At 60.5% G+C, this 17,757-nt stretch carries 8 protein-coding genes and 1 other RNA gene; 3 read left to right on the forward strand and 6 right to left on the reverse strand.

Annotation, left to right across the window (positions count from 1 at the left end; all coding sequences use genetic code 11):
* Positions 1-12: 12 nt before the first annotated feature.
* Entirely contained in the window at positions 13-1,332 is a 1,320-nt protein-coding gene (locus CPBF1521_RS14160; RefSeq protein ID WP_115677379.1) for an MFS transporter, read from the reverse strand.
* Positions 1,333-1,599: 267 nt separating this feature from the next.
* Between CPBF1521_RS14160 and CPBF1521_RS14165 the strand changes: the two genes are divergently transcribed.
* The 3 genes from CPBF1521_RS14165 (at position 1,600) to CPBF1521_RS14175 (ending at position 6,434) form a co-directional block, all read left to right on the forward strand.
* On the forward strand, positions 1,600-4,056 hold the full coding sequence (locus CPBF1521_RS14165; protein ID WP_181901234.1) for a TonB-dependent receptor domain-containing protein: 2,457 nt from the start codon (positions 1,600-1,602) through the stop codon (positions 4,054-4,056).
* Positions 4,057-4,090: 34 nt separating this feature from the next.
* Positions 4,091-6,010: an alpha-amylase family protein gene (locus CPBF1521_RS14170; protein WP_115677381.1), complete on the forward strand. Its 1,920-nt coding sequence runs from the start codon at positions 4,091-4,093 to the stop codon at positions 6,008-6,010.
* A gap of 348 nt (positions 6,011-6,358) precedes the next feature.
* Positions 6,359-6,434, forward strand: a non-coding RNA gene (locus tag CPBF1521_RS14175) — sX9 sRNA.
* A 68-nt stretch (positions 6,435-6,502) separates the two neighbouring features.
* Here CPBF1521_RS14175 and CPBF1521_RS14180 read toward each other — a convergent pair.
* From CPBF1521_RS14180 to CPBF1521_RS14200, 5 genes are all read right to left on the reverse strand, one after another.
* Complete coding sequence (locus CPBF1521_RS14180; protein WP_104584000.1) at positions 6,503-7,183, reverse strand: type 1 glutamine amidotransferase domain-containing protein; 681 nt, start codon at positions 7,181-7,183, stop codon at positions 6,503-6,505.
* Between the two features lie 239 nt (positions 7,184-7,422).
* A complete protein-coding gene (locus CPBF1521_RS14185; protein WP_115677382.1) occupies positions 7,423-8,685 on the reverse strand; it encodes a flavohemoglobin expression-modulating QEGLA motif protein in 1,263 nt (420 codons plus the stop codon).
* A 2-nt stretch (positions 8,686-8,687) separates the two neighbouring features.
* On the reverse strand, positions 8,688-9,779 hold the full coding sequence (rsgA, locus tag CPBF1521_RS14190; RefSeq protein ID WP_115677383.1) for a ribosome small subunit-dependent GTPase A: 1,092 nt from the start codon (positions 9,777-9,779) through the stop codon (positions 8,688-8,690).
* Between the two features lie 124 nt (positions 9,780-9,903).
* The gene (locus CPBF1521_RS14195) at positions 9,904-16,866 is read right to left on the reverse strand and encodes a calcium-binding protein (protein ID WP_115677384.1); all 6,963 of its coding nucleotides are present in this window, start codon (positions 16,864-16,866) and stop codon (positions 9,904-9,906) included.
* A gap of 383 nt (positions 16,867-17,249) precedes the next feature.
* On the reverse strand, positions 17,250-17,757 hold a 508-nt coding region (locus tag CPBF1521_RS14200), incomplete at its 5' end, for a beta-barrel domain-containing protein (protein WP_115677385.1).

Below are 17,757 nucleotides of genomic sequence, written 5' to 3' on the forward strand. Positions count from 1 at the left end.
CGCCCCGGCGGGCTAGGCCGCCACGGCGCTGGGCTTGCGGACGCGTACGCATAGCATCGCCACTGCGGCGGCCAGCATCAGCGCGCCGGCCAGGCGGATCACGTTGCGCGGGTCGCCATGCAACAGCCACGCGTAGTACAGCGGCAGGGTGACGATCTGGATCAGCATCGGCAGCACGATGAACAGGTTGAACAGGCCCATGTACACACCGGTGCGCTCGGGCGGAATGCTGTCGGCCAGCATCAGGTACGGGTTGCCCATCATGCTGGCCCAGGCCAGGCCGATGCCGATCATCGGCAGCAACATCAGCCAGCGGTCCTGGATGCCCGGCAACACCCACATGCCGACCCCGGCCGCGACCAGGCAGGCCGCGTGCGTGTACTTGGGGCCGATGCGGCGCACCACCGGCACCATCGCAAACGCGGCCAGAAACGCGATGAAGTTGTAGAACCCGCCGATCTGCCCATTGACCAGGCCGGCCTCGCGGAAGCCATGCGAGTTGGCGTCGGTGGTGCCGAACAAGCTGGTCGACAGCGACAGCACGATGTATTGCCAGTAGCAGAAGATCGCATACCACTGGAACAGCATCACCGGCGCGAGCTGGCGCATGGTCGGCGGCATCGCGCGCAGGGCGCCGTAGATCTCGCGCACGGTGGCGCCCAGGCCGGCACCGGTCTGGCGCATCCGCGCGATCTCTGCCGGCGCGATCGCCGGCTCGCGCACGCTGCGCGCGGTGAGCAGGATCGAGGCCGCAGAGAACCCCGCACCGATCACGAACGCGGCGATGGTGACGTAGGGAATATGGTGCGCGTTGGCGGCGTCCTGGTTCATGCCCATCCACACCAGCAACGGCGGGGTGAGATAGGCCAGCGTCTGCGCAAGCCCGGTGAACGCGCTTTGGGTCAGATACCCCAGCGGCCGCTGCGGTGGCGCCAGCACATCGCTGACCAAGGCGCGGTAGGGCTCCATTGCCACGTTGTTGGCCGCATCCAGGATCCACAGCAGGCATACCGCCATCCACAACGCGGTGCTGAACGGCATCGCCAGCAGGCACAGGCTGCACACCAGCGCGCCCAGCACCATGTACGGCATACGCCGGCCCCAGCGGGTCACCGAGCGGTCGCTCCACGCACCGACGAACGGTTGCAGCACCAGCCCGGTGATCGGCCCGGCCAGCCACAGGTACGGCAGGCTGGCGTGATCGGCGCCCAGATAGTTGTAGATCGGGCTCATGTTGCTCTGCTGCAGGCCGAAGCTGTATTGCACGCCGAAGAAGCCGGCGTTGAGCGCCAGGATGCGCGCGAAGGAGAACGGGGTGGCGGTCGACGACATGCAAGGCCCTGGGCATCGGTGCGGCTCCCAGTGGCCGCAGCGCACTGTACCCTGCCGCCTCTGCAATCGATTGTAACGCTGCGCCGCAGCACGCCTTCGCTTTCAAACACACAAGCTCGCAGGCGCTGAAACGATGCTGCAGCGCAAGATTGCAATCGATTGTATTGCAGCGTATTACTGCGCTCGCACTGCAGGCCACACGGCCACTCCCTGGGAGGGGACGATGCAGGCGTCGGCCTACCACCATCCGTGAAAGAGAGAACCGCAATGCCCACCTTGCACACCCTGCGCCTGCATGCCCTGGCCTGCGCGGTCGTTTCCTGCCTGTGCGCGCCCGCCACGCTGGCGCAGGACGCGGCCACCGCCACACCCGTCACGCCGCCGGCCGCCGACAGCGCCGCGGTCAACCTGGATTCGGTGTTCGTCACCGGCACCTCCACCGCCACCACCAAGTTGAAGTCCAGCGTGTCGGTCAGCACCGTCGGCGCCGAGGCGATCGAACAATCGGCGCCGCGCAGCACCGCCGAAATCTTCCGCAACATTCCCGGCATCCGCTCCGAATCCAGCGGTGGTGAGGGCAACGCCAACATCGCCGTGCGTGGCCTGCCGGTTGCCTCCGGCGGCGCCAAGTTCCTGCAGCTGCAGGAAGACGGCCTGCCGGTGATGGAATTCGGCGATATCGCCTTCGGCAACGCGGACATCTTCCTGCGCTCGGATTTCACCCTGGACCGCATCGAAGCCATCCGCGGCGGCTCGGCATCGACGTTCACCAGCAATGCGCCCGGCGGCATCATCAACTTCATCAGCAAGACCGGCGACACTGCAGGTGGCAGCGTCGGCGTGAGCCGCGGCCTGGACTACGACAACACCCGCGTTGACTTCGACTACGGTGCGCCGTTCGCCGAACACTGGCAGTTCAACATCGGCGGCTTCTTCCGCCAGGGCGATGGCGTGCGCGATGCCGGATACACCACCGACAAGGGCGGCCAGCTCAAGGCCAACCTGACCCGGCTGTTCGAGAACGGCTACGTACGTGTCTACGGCAAATACCTCAACGATCGCGCCGCCGGTTATCTGCCGGTGCCGACCTCCGTGCGTGGCCGCGACGGTTCGCCGGACCTGGGTGGTTTTGCCGGCTTCGATCCGGGCAATGACACCTTGTACAGCCGCAATTTCCGCAGCGATGTCGGCCTGGACGGCAACAATCGGCCGCGCCGCACCGACCTGGGCGACGGCATGCATCCGATCTCGCGCACCATCGGCGCCGAGGCCTGGTTCGACCTGGGCAACGGCTGGAACCTGAGCGAGAAGTTCCGCATCGCCGACAACAGCGGCCGCTTCGTCAGCCCGTTCCCGGCCGAGGTTACCGATGCCGCCACGCTCGCCGCCTCCATCGGCGGCGCCGGCGCGCAACTGGTGCAGGCCAGCGGCCCGGACGCCGGCCAGGCCTACACCGGCAACGCGATCCGCACGCATCTGTTCAACGTGGCGATCAACGACCTGGGCAACGTCACCAACGACCTCAGCGTCTCGCGCGAGTTCGGCAGCGACGGCCGCACGCTCAACCTGCGCATGGGCTATTACAGCTCGCGCCAGACCATCGACATGGACTGGACCTGGAACTCCTACGTGCAGAGCCTGGGCCGCGATTCGCGCCTGCTCAACGTGGTCGATGCCGGTGGCGTGTCGCGCTCGCAAAACGGTTTGTACGCGTACGGCACTCCGTTCTGGGGCGATTGCTGCAACACGCGCAGCTACGACGTGCGCTACGACGTCAACGCACCCTATCTCGCGCTCACCTTCGACAGCGGCAAGTTCAGCATCGACGGCAGCCTGCGTTACGACATGGGCGATGCACGCGGCAACTATGCCGGCACCGCGATCGCACAGAACCTGGACGTCAACGGCGACGGCGTGATCCAGCCGGTGGAACAGCGCGTGGCCACGGTCGACACCGCCAACGCGCGGCCGGTGGATTACGACTGGAATTACCTGTCGTATTCGCTGGGCAGCAATTACCTGATCAACGACGACCTGGGCGCGTTCGCGCGTATCAGCCGCGGCGCACGCGCCAATGCCGACCGCCTGCTGTTCGGCGTGATCCGCGACGATGGCTCGGTTTCCTCCGACGAAGGCGTCAACGTGGTCCGCCAGGCCGAAGCCGGCCTGAAGTGGCGCCGCGACGGGCTGAGCCTGTTCGCCACCGCGTTCTCGGCGCACACCGAGGAACAGAACTTCGAGGTCACCAGCCAGCGCTTCTTCAACCGCAGCTACGAAGCGCACGGCGTGGAGCTGGAAGCCAGTTACCGCCATGAAGGCTTCACCGTCAACGGCGGCCTGACCTGGACCGATGCGGAGATCTCCAGGGACCAGATCACCCCGGAAAACACCGGCAACGTGCCGCGTCGCCAGGCCGATGTGGTGTGGCAGCTCACCCCCAGCTACCGCGGCGACGGTTACCAGTTCGGCGTCAACCTGATCGGCACCACCGATGCCTACACCCAGGATTCCAATCAGCTGAAGATGCCCGGCTATACGCAGGTGAACCTGTTCGGCGACTACCGCGTCACCGACGCACTCACCGTCGCGCTCAACGTCAACAACCTGTTCAACACCTTCGGCCTGACCGAGGCCGAGGAAGCCAGCATCCCGGCCAACGGCATCATCCGCGCGCGTTCGATTGCCGGCCGCACCACCAGCATCAGCCTGCGCTACGACTTCTAAGGACCCCTCGCCGGGTTCGTCCCGGCGCCTGCCAATGAGCACCTCCCCCACCGATCTCACTGCAGTGCGCGCGGCCTTTGCCGCGCCGCTGGACCCGCAGCGTGCGAGCACGCTGTTGCCACGCTTCGACCGGCACGCGCCGCGCCTGCTGGATGCCCTGCACACCCTGTACGGCGCACGCCCCGACACGGCGGCCTGGCTGACGCAGTGGATGGCTGCGTTGGGCAGCCTCGCACAGCAGCGCCCGCAACCGCTGCAACAGCTCGACACCACGCGCCAGCCCGGCTGGTTCGGCGAGCAGCACATGCTGGGCTACAGCGCGTACGTGGACCGCTTCGCCGGCACGCTGCAGGGCGTGGCCGAACGCGTGCCATATCTGCAGGAACTGGGTGTGCGCTATCTGCACCTGCTGCCGTTCCTGCGCGCGCGCGCCGGCGATAACGATGGTGGCTTTGCGGTCAGCGATTATGGCCAGGTGGAGCCGAGCCTGGGCAGCAACGATGATCTCGTCGCGCTGACCACACGCCTGCGCGAGGCCGGCATCAGCCTGTGCGCCGATTTCGTGCTCAACCATACCGCCGACGATCACGCCTGGGCGCAGGCGGCGCGGGCCGGCGATGCGCGCTATCTCGACTACTACCATCACTTCGCCGATCGCACGCAGCCCGATCAGTACGAAGCCACGCTGGGGCAGGTCTTCCCGCATACCGCACCCGGCAATTTCACCTGGGTGGATGCCACCAGCCAGTGGATGTGGACCACCTTCTATCCCTATCAGTGGGATCTGAACTGGAGCAACCCGGCGGTGTTCGGCGAGATGGCGCTGGCGATGCTGCAGCTGGCCAACCTGGGCGTGGAAGCCTTCCGGCTGGATTCCACCGCCTACCTGTGGAAGCGCCCTGGTACCGACTGCATGAATCAGCCCGAGGCGCACACCTTGCTGGTGGCGCTGCGCGCAGTCACCGATATCGTGGCGCCGTCGGTGGTGATGAAGGCCGAGGCCATCGTACCGATGACGCAATTGCCGCCCTACTTCGGCAGTGGCGCGGACCAGGGCCACGAGTGTCACCTGGCCTATCACAGCACGCTGATGGCGGCCGGCTGGTCGGCGCTGGCATTGCAACGCGGCGACATCCTGCACGATGTCATCGCGCATAGCCCGCCGCTGCCGGCCAACTGTGCATGGCTGAGCTATGTGCGCTGCCACGACGACATCGGCTGGAACGTGTTGCAGCACGAAGCGGCGGGAAATGCCGCGCAGCCGCCATTCGCGCTGCGCGATGTCGCGCGCTTCTATGCCAACCAGATGCCGGGCAGCTACGCGCGTGGTGAGAGCTTCCAGAGCAGTGGCGACGGCGTGCACGGCACCAATGGCATGGCCGCGGCACTGGCCGGGATCCAGGCCGCACAGGCATCGGGCGATACGGCGGCGTTGCGCATGGCGGTGGATCGGCTGGTGTTGCTCTATGCCATCGCGCTGGCGATGCCGGGCGTGCCGTTGATCTACATGGGCGACGAACTCGCCCTGCCCAACGACGGCAGCTACCGCGACGATCCGCAGCGTCGGCACGAAGGCCGCTGGCTGCATCGCCCGGCAATGGATTGGCAGCGTGCAGCACAGCGCGAGGTTGCAGCCAGCGTGAGCGGCACGGTGTATCGCCGGTTGCGTGGATTGATCCGGCAACGTGCCGCGCTTCCCGCACTGGCTGCATCTCAGGCACTGGGCAGCATTGCACTGGGCGATTCACGTCTGTTTGCGTTGACCCGTGGCGATGACTTTGTGGCCGTGCACAACTTCGGTGAGCAACCGCTGACGGTGGAGCTTGCCGCACTTGGGGGCGGCCGGTGGACGATGTTGGCGGATGGCAGCGAGGCGGCTACCGAATCGCTGGGCGATGTCATGCCGTTGGTGCTGCCGGCTTATGCGGTGCGCTGGCTGGAGCGCATTGCTTGAAAGATATGGTGCAGCTTCGCAGCGCTTCTGCGGGGCGGACGATCTGCGGCCAGAGCGGACGATCTGTGACTGGCTGCAGGGCCCTTGCCCACCTAACCATCGCGGGACACGCCGCAAGTACGTCCGTGTAGGCTCTTACGCGGCATCCATGCCGCGTGAGAGCCCGCGACGGTAGGCGGGCAAGAGCCAATCTGGATGGTCGGTGCGCTTGATTACAAACACCGGATTGCATCGGGCTGTCGGATGCCGCTGCATTCGGATGCCGCTGCATTTTGAAGGCGCACGATAAAATCGCTAAGAACTCCTGCGCTCAGCGTCGGAAGGATGCGGCCGCAGCTCGGCACCGGTGTATCCCACGCGTACACGCCGGTTGCTCCGCACCTTCCGCGCCCCGCCGACGAATGATCGCTACGCTTTGTTCGCCGCTCCAGATCAAACGCCGCACTGTCTTTCCGGTGGCCGTCCTTGCGCCACCATGGGACAACCGAAGAATCAGCGCTTCGACAATTCGAGCAACGCCTCGGCAGCCTTCTCCGACGAAGCCGGGTTCTGGCCGGTGACCAGCATGCCGTCGGTGACCACGTGCACGCCCCAGTCGGCGCCCTTCTCGTAGCGGCCGCCGAGCTCGGTCAGCACGTCTTCGACCAGGAACGGCACGATCTTGGTCAGGCCCACGCCCTCTTCTTCGCCATTGGTGAAGCCGGTGACGCGGCGGCCGTTGACCAGCGGCTTGCCATCGCTGCCCTTGACGCGGCGCAGCGCGCCCGGTGCGTGGCACACCAGGCCATGCGGCTTGTTGGCCACGGCGAACGCTTCGATCAGCGCGATCGAATCCGCGTCTTCGGCCAGATCCCACAACGGACCATGGCCGCCCGGGTAGAACACCGCATCGAAGTCCTCGGCCTTCACGTCTGCCAGGCGATGCGTACTTGCCAGGGCCTTTTGCGCGTCGGCGTCCTGCTTGAAGCGCTTGGTCGCTTCGGTCTGCGCGTCGGGCTCGTCGCTCTTGGGATCCAGCGGCGGTTGGCCGCCCTTGGGCGAGACCAGGGTGATGTCGGCGCCGGCATCCTTGAACACGTAGTACGGCGCGGCGAACTCTTCCAGCCAGAAGCCGGTCTTCTTGCCGGTATCGCCGAGCTGGTCGTGGGACGTGAGCACCATCAGGATCTTCATCGCATTGCCTCGTATCAGGGCCCGTCTCGGGCGAGGCAATCAGTGTCCGGATCAGCCCGTTGCAACATCGTGTAGAACGCGTCTGCGCGACGCATTCGGTTCAGCGCCACGTGGGGCGGCGATGCAATCAAGGCGGGCGGCTGCGCCGCCCAGCATCCACGAGTGAGGTGCGACTAGCGGCAGCGCGCTGCGCGCTTGCACCCTGCACGGCGCCTGTTCGCAAGCTGGCGTAACGACGCTCAGACATTCATCGCCGGCGGCTGCAGCTGATCCATGCGGATGCGGTTGGCGAACAACGAAAACGCCAGCATGCCGGCCAGCCCGCTGACCCGGCTCACCCACGGCGGCAACCAGCGCGGTGCGACCAGCACGCCGCTGTCGAACAAGGGCGCAAGGCGCGCCACATCGCCCAGCGCCATCTTGCCGGCGAACAGGTAGCGGCATAGCTGCAGCTGGTCGCGCTGCAAGGCATGCCGGAAGAACGTATGCACCGCGACCAGCCCGCGCAGGTACACCGTGTCCTTGGTGAAGGCGCCGCCGCCGGAGGTCGGCACGCCGCGGAATACCCGCTGCGCCGAGGAGAAGCTCTCCGCCGCGCTCTGCCCGCCTGCAGTGAAATAGCGGAATACCTCAATGAAATCCGCGCCCGAGCGCGCCATCGCAATCGCCTCGATGCGCAGGCTGATGCGCTTCATGCGTTCGATGTCGATGCTGCCGGTGATCTGCTCGGCAAAGGTCGCCAGGCCTTCCTGCGTGGCGGTGGTGCGCGGCGAGGAAATGCCCAGGCTGGGCAGGTGCAGCTGCGCGCGCCCGTTGAGCGCGGTGAGCGAATGCACCAGGGCCTCGTGATGGAACAGCTGCGCACGGTCGTAATCGCTGAAGGTGGCGCCCGTGCGCAGGCGGATGCGGTGTGCACCTGCGGCCGCCTTGGCCAGCAGATCCGGATCCAGCGTGACGGTGATGACGCGCCCTTCGAAGAACGCGTCCAGATCGTTCTGCAGCTGCATGCGCAAGGCGGTGGCCGACACCGGCACCTGCTCTTCGGGCGCCAGCAGCTCGCGGTCCAGCTCCTGCGCAATCTGGATGAAATGCCGCGCCGCCTCGCGCGTGCTCGGGCCGTTGCCCGGCATCGGGTCGTCGGGCACGCCGAACAGCTGCGCCGAGTAATCGCTGACTGCGGAAGTGCCCAGCGACTCCAGCAGGCCGGCGGCCAGATCCCAGCTATGGGTCGAATCGATCAGGTAGGCGCCGATCGGATGGTGCGGGTCGGCCGCCCTGGCGATCGCGGACAGTTCGCGCCGGGTGTCGCCAAAGTCCAGCGCCGGGTACCCCACCTGCGGCAGCTCCGGTTGCCCGCGCGCCACGCTCTGCAGGAACGGCTCCTGCAGCGAGCGCGGCCAGCTCGCCAGGGCGAGCAGGCGCACGCCACGCACGGCCTTGACCAGGCGCGCATCCAGCGCCGCGTGGTGGACGATGTCCGGCGGGCCCTTGCGCGATGGCATGTTCAGCGTCGCCCGGTGCGATCGACGCTGGCGGGCCGCCGGCCCGATCCCTTGCCCCGGTTGTTCTGTGCCAGGCGCGTGGCGAGCTTTTCGGCCGCCGCGGCCACTTCCACGCGCAGCTTCATGTAGTTGGCCACCCGTTCCGGGTCCAGCGTATCGGCCTCGATCGCCGCACGCACCGCACAACCGGGCTCGGCGATATGCGCGCAATCGTTGAAACGGCACTGCGCCGCCAGCGCTTCCACATCGGAGAAGCCACCCTCGGCCAGATCCTCTTCGCCGGTGGGCTTGAGCTCGCGCATGCCGGGCGTGTCGATCAGGCAGGCACCGGACGGCAACGGAATCAACGCGCGATGGGTGGTGGTATGCCGGCCGCGCGAATCGTTCTCGCGCACCGCATTGGTCTTCATCTTCTGCGACCCGAGCAGGGTATTGGTCAGCGTCGACTTGCCCGCGCCCGACGAGCCCACCAGCACCGCGGTACGGCCATCGCCCAGCCATGGTCGCAGCGCTGCCACGCTGTCCGGATCCTTGGCGTTGACCGCGCGCAGCGGGATGTTCTGCGCTTCCAGCTCCTCCAGCACCGCCAATGCGTCCTCGGCGTATTCGGTCTGGTCGGCCTTGGTCAGCACCACCACCGGCTCGGCACCGCCGCCGCCGACCAGCAGCAGATAGCGTTCGATGCGGCGCGGATTGAAGTCCGCATCCAGCCCGCACACGATGAACACCGTATCGATGTTGGCCGCGATCACCTGCTGGTGGTAATGCTCGCCGGCCGCACCGCGCTTGATCGAGGTGCGCCGCGGCAGCAAGGCCACGATGCGCTTGCCCTCCATCAGCACCCAATCGCCCACCGACGCCCGCTCATGGCTGGGAAACCGCGGCCGCTGCCACTCCGGCAACGACTCGGCCTTGAGGCCGACCTCCGGCGTATCCGCCACCACATAGCCGGTGCGGTGCTGTTCCACCACCCGCGCCGGCAGCGCCTGCGGATGCGTGGCGAACAGTGCCTGCCAGGCCGGGTCTTCGGCAGGGCCAGGCCAGGGCCAGCCGATGGATTGGAGGGTGGGGTAGTTGGGGGAGATGGGGCTCATGGGGCGATTCTACGCCCACTGCTATTTGCGACATCCACCACGTGCAATGCCACGTGGATTTTTGCCAGACCCCGCAAAAGCCATGACGGCTTTTGCGGGGAAAGGATTCAGCACCAATTGATCGTCAGACTGCAGCGATCATGAGATGCGGCTGATTGCCGCGTTCGCTCCAGGACTGCGCAAAAACCTCCTGCCCAGCTTCGCCCTGTGCCATCGCACCGATCAACTGACTCAACTCCGCCCCACCGACCAGACTGTCAACCTGGTCTGCGGTGAGTTCGCTCCAGTTCTGGTCGTATAAGCGGTCGACACGATTGGTCGCTTCCGTGTACCAATCTTTGAACGTCAAGCTACCTGACTGGTCAGTCAACGTTGCGACCATGTCATCGCCAGCTCGGGCGAAGCTGAATTGATCGAACCCGGCTCCGTTCAACTGCAATATATCTTCGCCATAGGCATCGACATTCACGATGGTGTCGTGGCCTTGGCCAGCGGTGTAGCCATAAAAGTCATCGCCATCGCCGCCAACCAGCGTGTCGTCTCCACCGTTGCCGTCCAACTCATCAGCACCATCACCACCGTACAAAACGTCGCGGCCGGCACCGCCAGAGATCGTGTCATAGTCCCCAAGACCGCTCAGCACGTTGTCTTGTGCATTCCCTGTCAACCAATTGCGGAACTCATTACCGGTACCGTTTATGGCGTCACCGAGCAGAATCAGCGACTCCAGATCTTGCGTCAAAATAAAATCGATACTGGCAGCTACCGTGTCGCCATTGCGATAAGGGTGTTCGCCCATCGCGGGAATCCCAGGCGCTCCTGGCGCACCGACGGAAGAGCTCGTCACGTTGCGCGACAACTGCACGGCCATTGACATCGGAATCGAAGGCGCCTCCCCCTCGGTTTCGATGATGACATCTCCAACACTGTCGACATAGTAAAGATCGTCGCCACCACCGCCCTCCATGCGATCATCACCCGCACCACCGATAAGGGTGTCGTTGCCCCATGCACCGATCAAGGTGTCATTCCCTGCAGCACCGTCCATCCAGTCGGCTTGGTAAGAGTAATCGTCCACAGCCGCTGCGGTCAGGATATTGGCTCCGGCATTACCCTGCAGGGTATTGGAGTCTCCATTGCCAGTCCCGTTGAGATCGGCAGTCCCATCAAGGATCAACTGCTGCAAGTTTATGCCCAGCGTGTAGTCGATACCGCTGATTACCGTATTGATATCTGTTCGCCAAAAATCTTCCAATCCGCTGTTGTATCCATTATCGAAGATCGAGTCACCAGCATCATCCACCACGTACGTATCGCTTCCCCTGCCGCCACGCATCATATCCGCGCCGGCGCCACCGTCGAGTAGATCGTCACCGCTTTCGCCTTCCAATTGGTCGTTACCCTCCAATCCAGATAGCCGATCATTGCCGATGCTTCCACGCAGGATGTCGCTGCCCGTAGTTCCATTCAGGGCTAGGTCCGGGCTCACGGCATTGGCATGCAGCCATGCGGAATCCCATACAGTTCCGTTGGCGAAGGTCACTGACTCGATCGCTGCCATGCCGCTTTCGCCGAAAAATCCAACGATGGTGAGCGGCGACTGCCCCTCCACATACATCTGCAAGTCATAGCCCAGCTTGTAGAGGGTAAGATCGCCAGGAGATAGGTCAGCATTGAAAACTATCCGGTCTGTTCCGCCGCGGTCTTGTATTGCCTGGATTCCGTAGCCCTTGCCGAACACGTAGGTATCCCCGGCAGTGCCACCAGAAATGTGTACATCACCTGGCCCGAGGTCGAACCAGGTGGCTCCCGCCATTTCATAATTATAATCGCGCCCAGTACTCTGAATGCCGATGACGTAGCCGCCAGTAGCATAGAAATTGGTATAGCTAGAACCGCCAATGGTGACTTCGATAGGCTCGAGAGGTGCGCCAAGTTTCTCCACAATCTCGTCTTGGCCCCAAATGCTGCCATCGGCGAAGTGCAACGCATTGATCGGGCCGCCACTGCCCCATTGCTCGGCTGTCAGAAAGTGTCCCAACACCATCAACCGGTCGGTGTATCCCTCGATATCGATTACCAAGGCATCCCCCGAACGCGCGAGGCGAATGTTTTCCGTGGTGATTCCTTCACCAAGCTCAATCAAATCATGGTCGGGTTCCGCTGTTCGCCAATTACTAATGAAATCAAGCCCAGAGCCAATGCCGAAGCGATAAATATCGTTCCCGGTATCGCCACTAAGGATATCCGAACCACTGCCTCCCACCAAAATATCGTTACCTGCACCACCCGACAAGCTGTCATTTCCGGCACCACCATAGATGGTGTCGTCGTTCTCCAACCCTTGGACAATATCGTTACCCAAACCGGAATCGATAAATTCATCCTTTGGATAAAAAATTATAATATTGTCGTTACGGTGCGATCCCCGCATGGATTGATATAATATTTCTTGCACATCCCAAACAGTGCCATCGGCGAATATGACCTGCTCGATAGGATCAAGCGTAGGGATCCCAGGGGATCGTATGTCGTAAAATCCTCCCAATGTAATTGAGTCACTGGTCCCCTCAATGATGAGTTGCAAAGAACCCCCATAAATATCATTGTTATAAACGACAATATCTTCCTTCAGTACACTGGCATCAAACCTAACACTCCCGCGCCAACCAGGCGATCCCAGGATGAAGTCGCTACCGCCACCACGGCCAAACTCGTAGATATCTGCCCCCGCACCTCCATAGAGCACGTCATTACCGGCTCCGCCGTTCAGAATATCCGCGCCTAGTCCTCCATAGAGTGAGTCATTGCCTGCACCACCTATCAGAATGTCATCACCGCCATTTCCGTAAATATAGTCATCACCTTCCCCGCCATCCAGATAATCGTTATACCACACCCCCATCTGCCAATAATAATAAATGTGGAGAAAATCCCCTATCAAAGTATCCTGACCATTGCCACCATAAATTGTATCGTCCCCCAGCATTCCAACTAGAAGATCATCACCGTCATACCCGTAAATCTCATCGTTCCACGAATTTCCTTCGATCTCATCCGCGCCGCGCCACAACATCTCTGGCAAAAGCTCGCTGCCGTCGGCCAGCAAGATTCGTGCGGTCGGCCCACTCGCGCCGGCGTACCCCTCAATGGTGAGGCTCTGACCGGTCTCGGTAACGGTCATTATCAGAGCGCCGTTCTTTAGCGCGTAATACATATCCGCTGGATTGACGATATCAACTAGTTGTACTTGCCGAACATCGGCAGCAGGATCGAAGGTAATGGTGTCGTTGCCGTAGCCAGTGCCGTAGCGGAAAACGTCGGAGCCCGCTCCGCCGGACAGATGGTCGTCGCCGGCTCCGCCGTCGAGAAGATCGTTGCCATCGCCACCTTCGAGCAGGTCGTTTCCGCCCCCTCCGAATACAAGATCGTTGCCGATTCCGCCATTGAGCGAATCATTGCCATCTTGGCCGTAAATTCTGTCGTTACCAGCCTCGCCATACAGTTCGTCGTCTTGGCCGCTGCCTTGCAACTCGTCATCGCCCGCAGTACCACCACCAAGTAAGCTCAGAGCATCAGCCCGATCCATCGTCGAACCATCGCCAAAGACGATCCGGTGCCCGCCACTGTCGCGTGCAAGAAAGCCTTCCAGGCGAAGCGATTGGTCTGTACCGAATGTCATCACCAGTGCGCTACCGCTCCGCCGGAACGTTGCCTGATTCCTAGAAAGGCCGGTGAGCGTGATGGTGTCGCTTCCCGCCGATTGGCTACCCAAACCAATCACCTCATCATGACCATCACCGGCCTTGATAAGATAAGTATCGTTTCCTTCTGCACCGACAAGGGTGTCGTTGCCGGTGCCACCATCGAGTTGATCGTCACCCCGACCGCCGTCGAGGTAGTCATCACCTGCATCGCCAGCGATCTTGTCGTTGCCAGAGTAAATACCAAACTGATCGTCACCGTACAAAATGTCGCTGCCTTCGCCGCCGACGGTCTGGTCATTGCCGGCGCCGCCTATGACAATGTCATCGCCTTTATCGCCAGATAGCGTGTCATCTCCATCGCTGCCTTCAAGATAGTCGTTGCCGTTTCCTCCATTGACCTGATCATTTCCTTCCGCAGCGGTCACGGTGTCGTTGCCATCTCCCCCATTTATTAAATCGTTGCCGCCACCACCATAAATGCTATCGTTGCCATCACCTGCATCTACATAATCGTCGCCTTCGTCTCCATCAATCACGTCATTTCCAAGACCGCCTCTGATTGAGTCATTTCCAAGCTCGCCATCGATAACATCATCACCTTGATTTCCGTCAATATTGTCATCACCATCTCCTCCAACCAAAGTATCTTCCCCACTGCCTCCGCTTAAACGATCATTACCAGCCCCGCCGTAAATGAAATCCCGGCCTTCGTCGCCGATTAAGTTATCGTCGCCATCCTCTCCAAATAACCTATCGTCGCCTGTGCCGCCTATCAACGTATCGCCCCCCCCACCCCCTTGCAGTTCGTCATCATCAGCGTCTCCCAAGAGAGTGTCGTTTCCCGCTTGACCTTGCAGAAGATCTTTTCCCGATCCTCCGCTGAGATAGTCGTCGCCAGCGTTACCTTGAATCTCGTCGTTGCCTGCCTCGCCATATATCCGGTCATTCCCATGGAATTGAAGAGCTAGGTCGCTACCGGACGCGTCTCCCAGCAATAGATCATCCCCATCGCCGCCACGTATGACATCATCACCTCCGAGACCGATAATCGTGTCAACGCCTGACCCACCATCGATGACGTCATTACCATGCTGGGACTCATCAATTCCGACGGCATCACCCAAGATGTAGTCTGCACCGTCCCCTCCTAAAAGAGTATCGTTACCGCTATCGCCATAGATTCGGTCGTTACCCGCACCTCCATCAATGTAGTCGTTCCCTGGCAATCCCGCAGACACATAGGAGTATGTCAGGCCGTAGTCGACACGGTCTCCTTGAAGGATGTCGTCGCCTTCTCCTCCACTAATGACATCATTGCCACCCTGGCCAAATATTCGATCCTCGCCAGTACCACCTAGAATAATATCGTTTCCTGACGTATTGGCCCTGTCTGAAATTTGAGTGGCCATGAAGCTCCAGATACCATCAGCGGAAGAAAAATCGTCTCCGAAAATAAGATCATCGCCATCTTCCCCATCAATATAGTCATGATCGCTTCCACCGAGAAGCAGGTCGTTTTGCGCCCCTCCCAGGAGGGTATCATTACCTTCACCACCGTAAGCAACGTCGGAACCATCGCCGCCGTCAATGTCATCATTCCCGCTCGGTAGAATATTTGGATTCGTTTCCACCCAAGGATCCTGGCCGTTTGTATAATAAGCTCTCACGGAAAAATTAAAGATATTCTGTGTTGCATCTGAGCCGACGGGAGTATTTCCTGAGACTTCGCTTAACCATCCATTTCCTACCGATATAATCCCTGTTCGAGCTGCAGACTCACTATACCAAGCGTCACGCTCGCTTGAGCCCAGCTCATCTTTTGGCTTGCGCCATGCCATGAGCATTGACGATCCAATCAATATATCGTCACCCAAGCCGCCAAGGAGCCGATTGGCTCCTGGCCCACCAAGGATTAGATCATTCCCATGGCCGCCATCTATCCAATCATCACCATATCCACCGGCAATTCCATCATTCCCGCCCAAACCAGAAATAATGTCATTCCCGCTTCTGACTTCGTCTGGACCTCCATCACGGCCGACCAAATCGTCATCGTTTGTCTGGGAGACCGGATTCTCCGGGCTCCCGGGCTGGCCCAGTCCCGGCAGGGTAATATTTAGAACGCCGTTTGACCAATTCTTGACGACGATGCGGCCGCCGCTTTCACGATGCGTGATGATTAGTGTCGATTTATCACCATTCGGAACGGATTGCAGACGAAAGACGCCATCATGGGTCTCCCACCCAAGACCATCGCGCGAGACCGTGTTTACCGAAAGGTCTCCGATAGCAACGCCTTCAAACGTAATTTTCCCTATGCCATCAGTATCAATGATCGTATCTTCAGTGATTTCATCTAGATCACGGACTCTGAATTCATACGTATCAAATCCCTTTCCGCCCTGTAATAAGTCCGATCCGCGCCCGCCGTGCAAATGATCATCTCCCAAGCCTCCATTGAGGGTATCTGGGCCCGCATATCCAACCAAAAAGTCGTCCCCATCACCCCCACTTAACTTATCGATGAGGTCACCACCGTATAAGGTATCGTTTCCCGACCCGCCTATCAGTGTACTGGAATAACTTTTATCATACTGCGCGCTCAGCTGATCATCCTGCTGAGTTCCAAAAGCGAGATAGTCGTTCAGTCCAGGTAGGTAGGCGCTACCTCCATTTTTGATTTGAAAGACTATCGATTGATACGCATCCTCTCGCATATCTTCAGGTTCTTTCGCGAAATCAAAGAAGTATTCCGCAACGTCGTCGGCGACATTCCCACCTAATACCCCTGCGATTGAACCGATAACGGCGATCCCTGCAAGTACTGGCCAGGAAGCGACGCCCGAGGCAACCGCTACACCGGTAAGTACTCCGGTAACGACCGCATTAACCCAAGAACCGGCGTAAACAGCCATAGCTGCTGTCAGATCACCTTGCGCCGCTTTTGTAATGACGTCTAATTCATCAAGCCCCTTAGATGCAAATTTGAAAAACTTCTCAGAGCCACCACCAAGCGCTATTCGTGTACCCTCCTTGTCTAACGCACTTATAACTCCGGACGCAAAATCCTTTAACGCTACGGCAGGATCTTTTTCTTTATCTAACAAGTCGAGCTGACGGCTTGCGTCAGCTATCATTCCTTCGGTCCACGAATTTAATATTGCATTACCGTCTGCGGCAAATCTATCGGCGTAGGATTTCAATAGCTCTATATTCTGCTCAAGTGTTTCAGAGTAGAGATTAAAGAGCGTAGTGGGTTCTACATTGGAATCGCCGTGTAATGCTTTTGCATCCGCGAAAGCTGACTCGATGTTGCCGGCAAGCGCTGCAGATATTTCGGTGAGAAACATCGCATATCTGTCATTTTCATCTTGATTCATAAGAAATTCCTTTTTTATTTAATTACCGAGGATAATTTCGGAAATTGATTTAATGGCAATGGGAATTCACAACATTGATTAGAACTAGTTAGACTCCAATCGCGCCATGTGTTTGTGAGCATCTTTAAATGTAAAAAGATCCAATTTTCATCGCACCTTCTGCAGTCCAGAGCACATTCAAGGGTTTACATTTCAACTCTTGATGCAACGTGACGATTGACGATGAATTTTGGGAAATCCATTCCCCCTATCGCCCGACGCTCCACGTCCACAAATCGCCCCTCCCCCAGCCAGACCTGCTCCTTCCATTTCATCTTTACTTGCAGCCAGACATACGCATCATGACCCAGGCCAAACCGACGAGCATCAGCAGTTTCATAACTTCATCTCTCTCTCAAAGATTCCGAGCCATGCATTCGTAAGGGACTCAATAAATAGTCAATCACACGCCGCTTTCCAGTTTTAACCTCAGCACTCAAGCTCATCCCGGCACTCATCCGCACCTTGACCCCATCGATCGCCAGCGTGCTGCCGTTCAATTTGATGCGTGCAGGAAACACCAGGCCCAGCTTTTCGTCGTGCGCGGCATCATGCGAGACGCTGGCGACCGTGCCGGTCAGGTAGCCGTAGCGGGTATAGGGGAAACTGTCGACCTTGACGGTGACCGGTTGGCCGGGACGCATGAAGCCGATGTCCTTGTTCAGGACGGTGACCTCTACTTCCAAGGCTTCTTCGGCAGGCACGACGACCAGTAACGGCTGTGCGGGCGTCACCACACCGCCCACGGTGTGCACGGCCAGCTGCTGGATAGTGCCGTCCACGGGCGCGTGCAGGGCCATCAGCTTGTCGCGCTGGCCGGTCTTGGCAACGTCCTGGGTCAGTTGGCCGGCT

The organism is Xanthomonas euroxanthea (assembly GCF_900476395.1).
Taxonomy (GTDB): Bacteria; Pseudomonadota; Gammaproteobacteria; order Xanthomonadales; family Xanthomonadaceae; genus Xanthomonas; species Xanthomonas euroxanthea.

What these genes read in the sequence shown, in the direction of transcription:
- CPBF1521_RS14160 (WP_115677379.1), bottom strand. Translation starts at nt 1,332, where the DNA reads ATGTCGTCGACCGCCACCCCGTTCTCCTTCGCGCGCATCCTGGCGCTC.
- CPBF1521_RS14165 (WP_181901234.1), top strand. Translation starts at nt 1,600, where the DNA reads ATGCCCACCTTGCACACCCTGCGCCTGCATGCCCTGGCCTGCGCGGTC.
- CPBF1521_RS14170 (WP_115677381.1), top strand. Translation starts at nt 4,091, where the DNA reads ATGAGCACCTCCCCCACCGATCTCACTGCAGTGCGCGCGGCCTTTGCC.
- CPBF1521_RS14180 (WP_104584000.1), bottom strand. Translation starts at nt 7,183, where the DNA reads ATGAAGATCCTGATGGTGCTCACGTCCCACGACCAGCTCGGCGATACC.
- CPBF1521_RS14185 (WP_115677382.1), bottom strand. Translation starts at nt 8,685, where the DNA reads ATGCCATCGCGCAAGGGCCCGCCGGACATCGTCCACCACGCGGCGCTG.
- rsgA (WP_115677383.1), bottom strand. Translation starts at nt 9,779, where the DNA reads ATGAGCCCCATCTCCCCCAACTACCCCACCCTCCAATCCATCGGCTGG.
- CPBF1521_RS14195 (WP_115677384.1), bottom strand. Translation starts at nt 16,866, where the DNA reads ATGAATCAAGATGAAAATGACAGATATGCGATGTTTCTCACCGAAATA.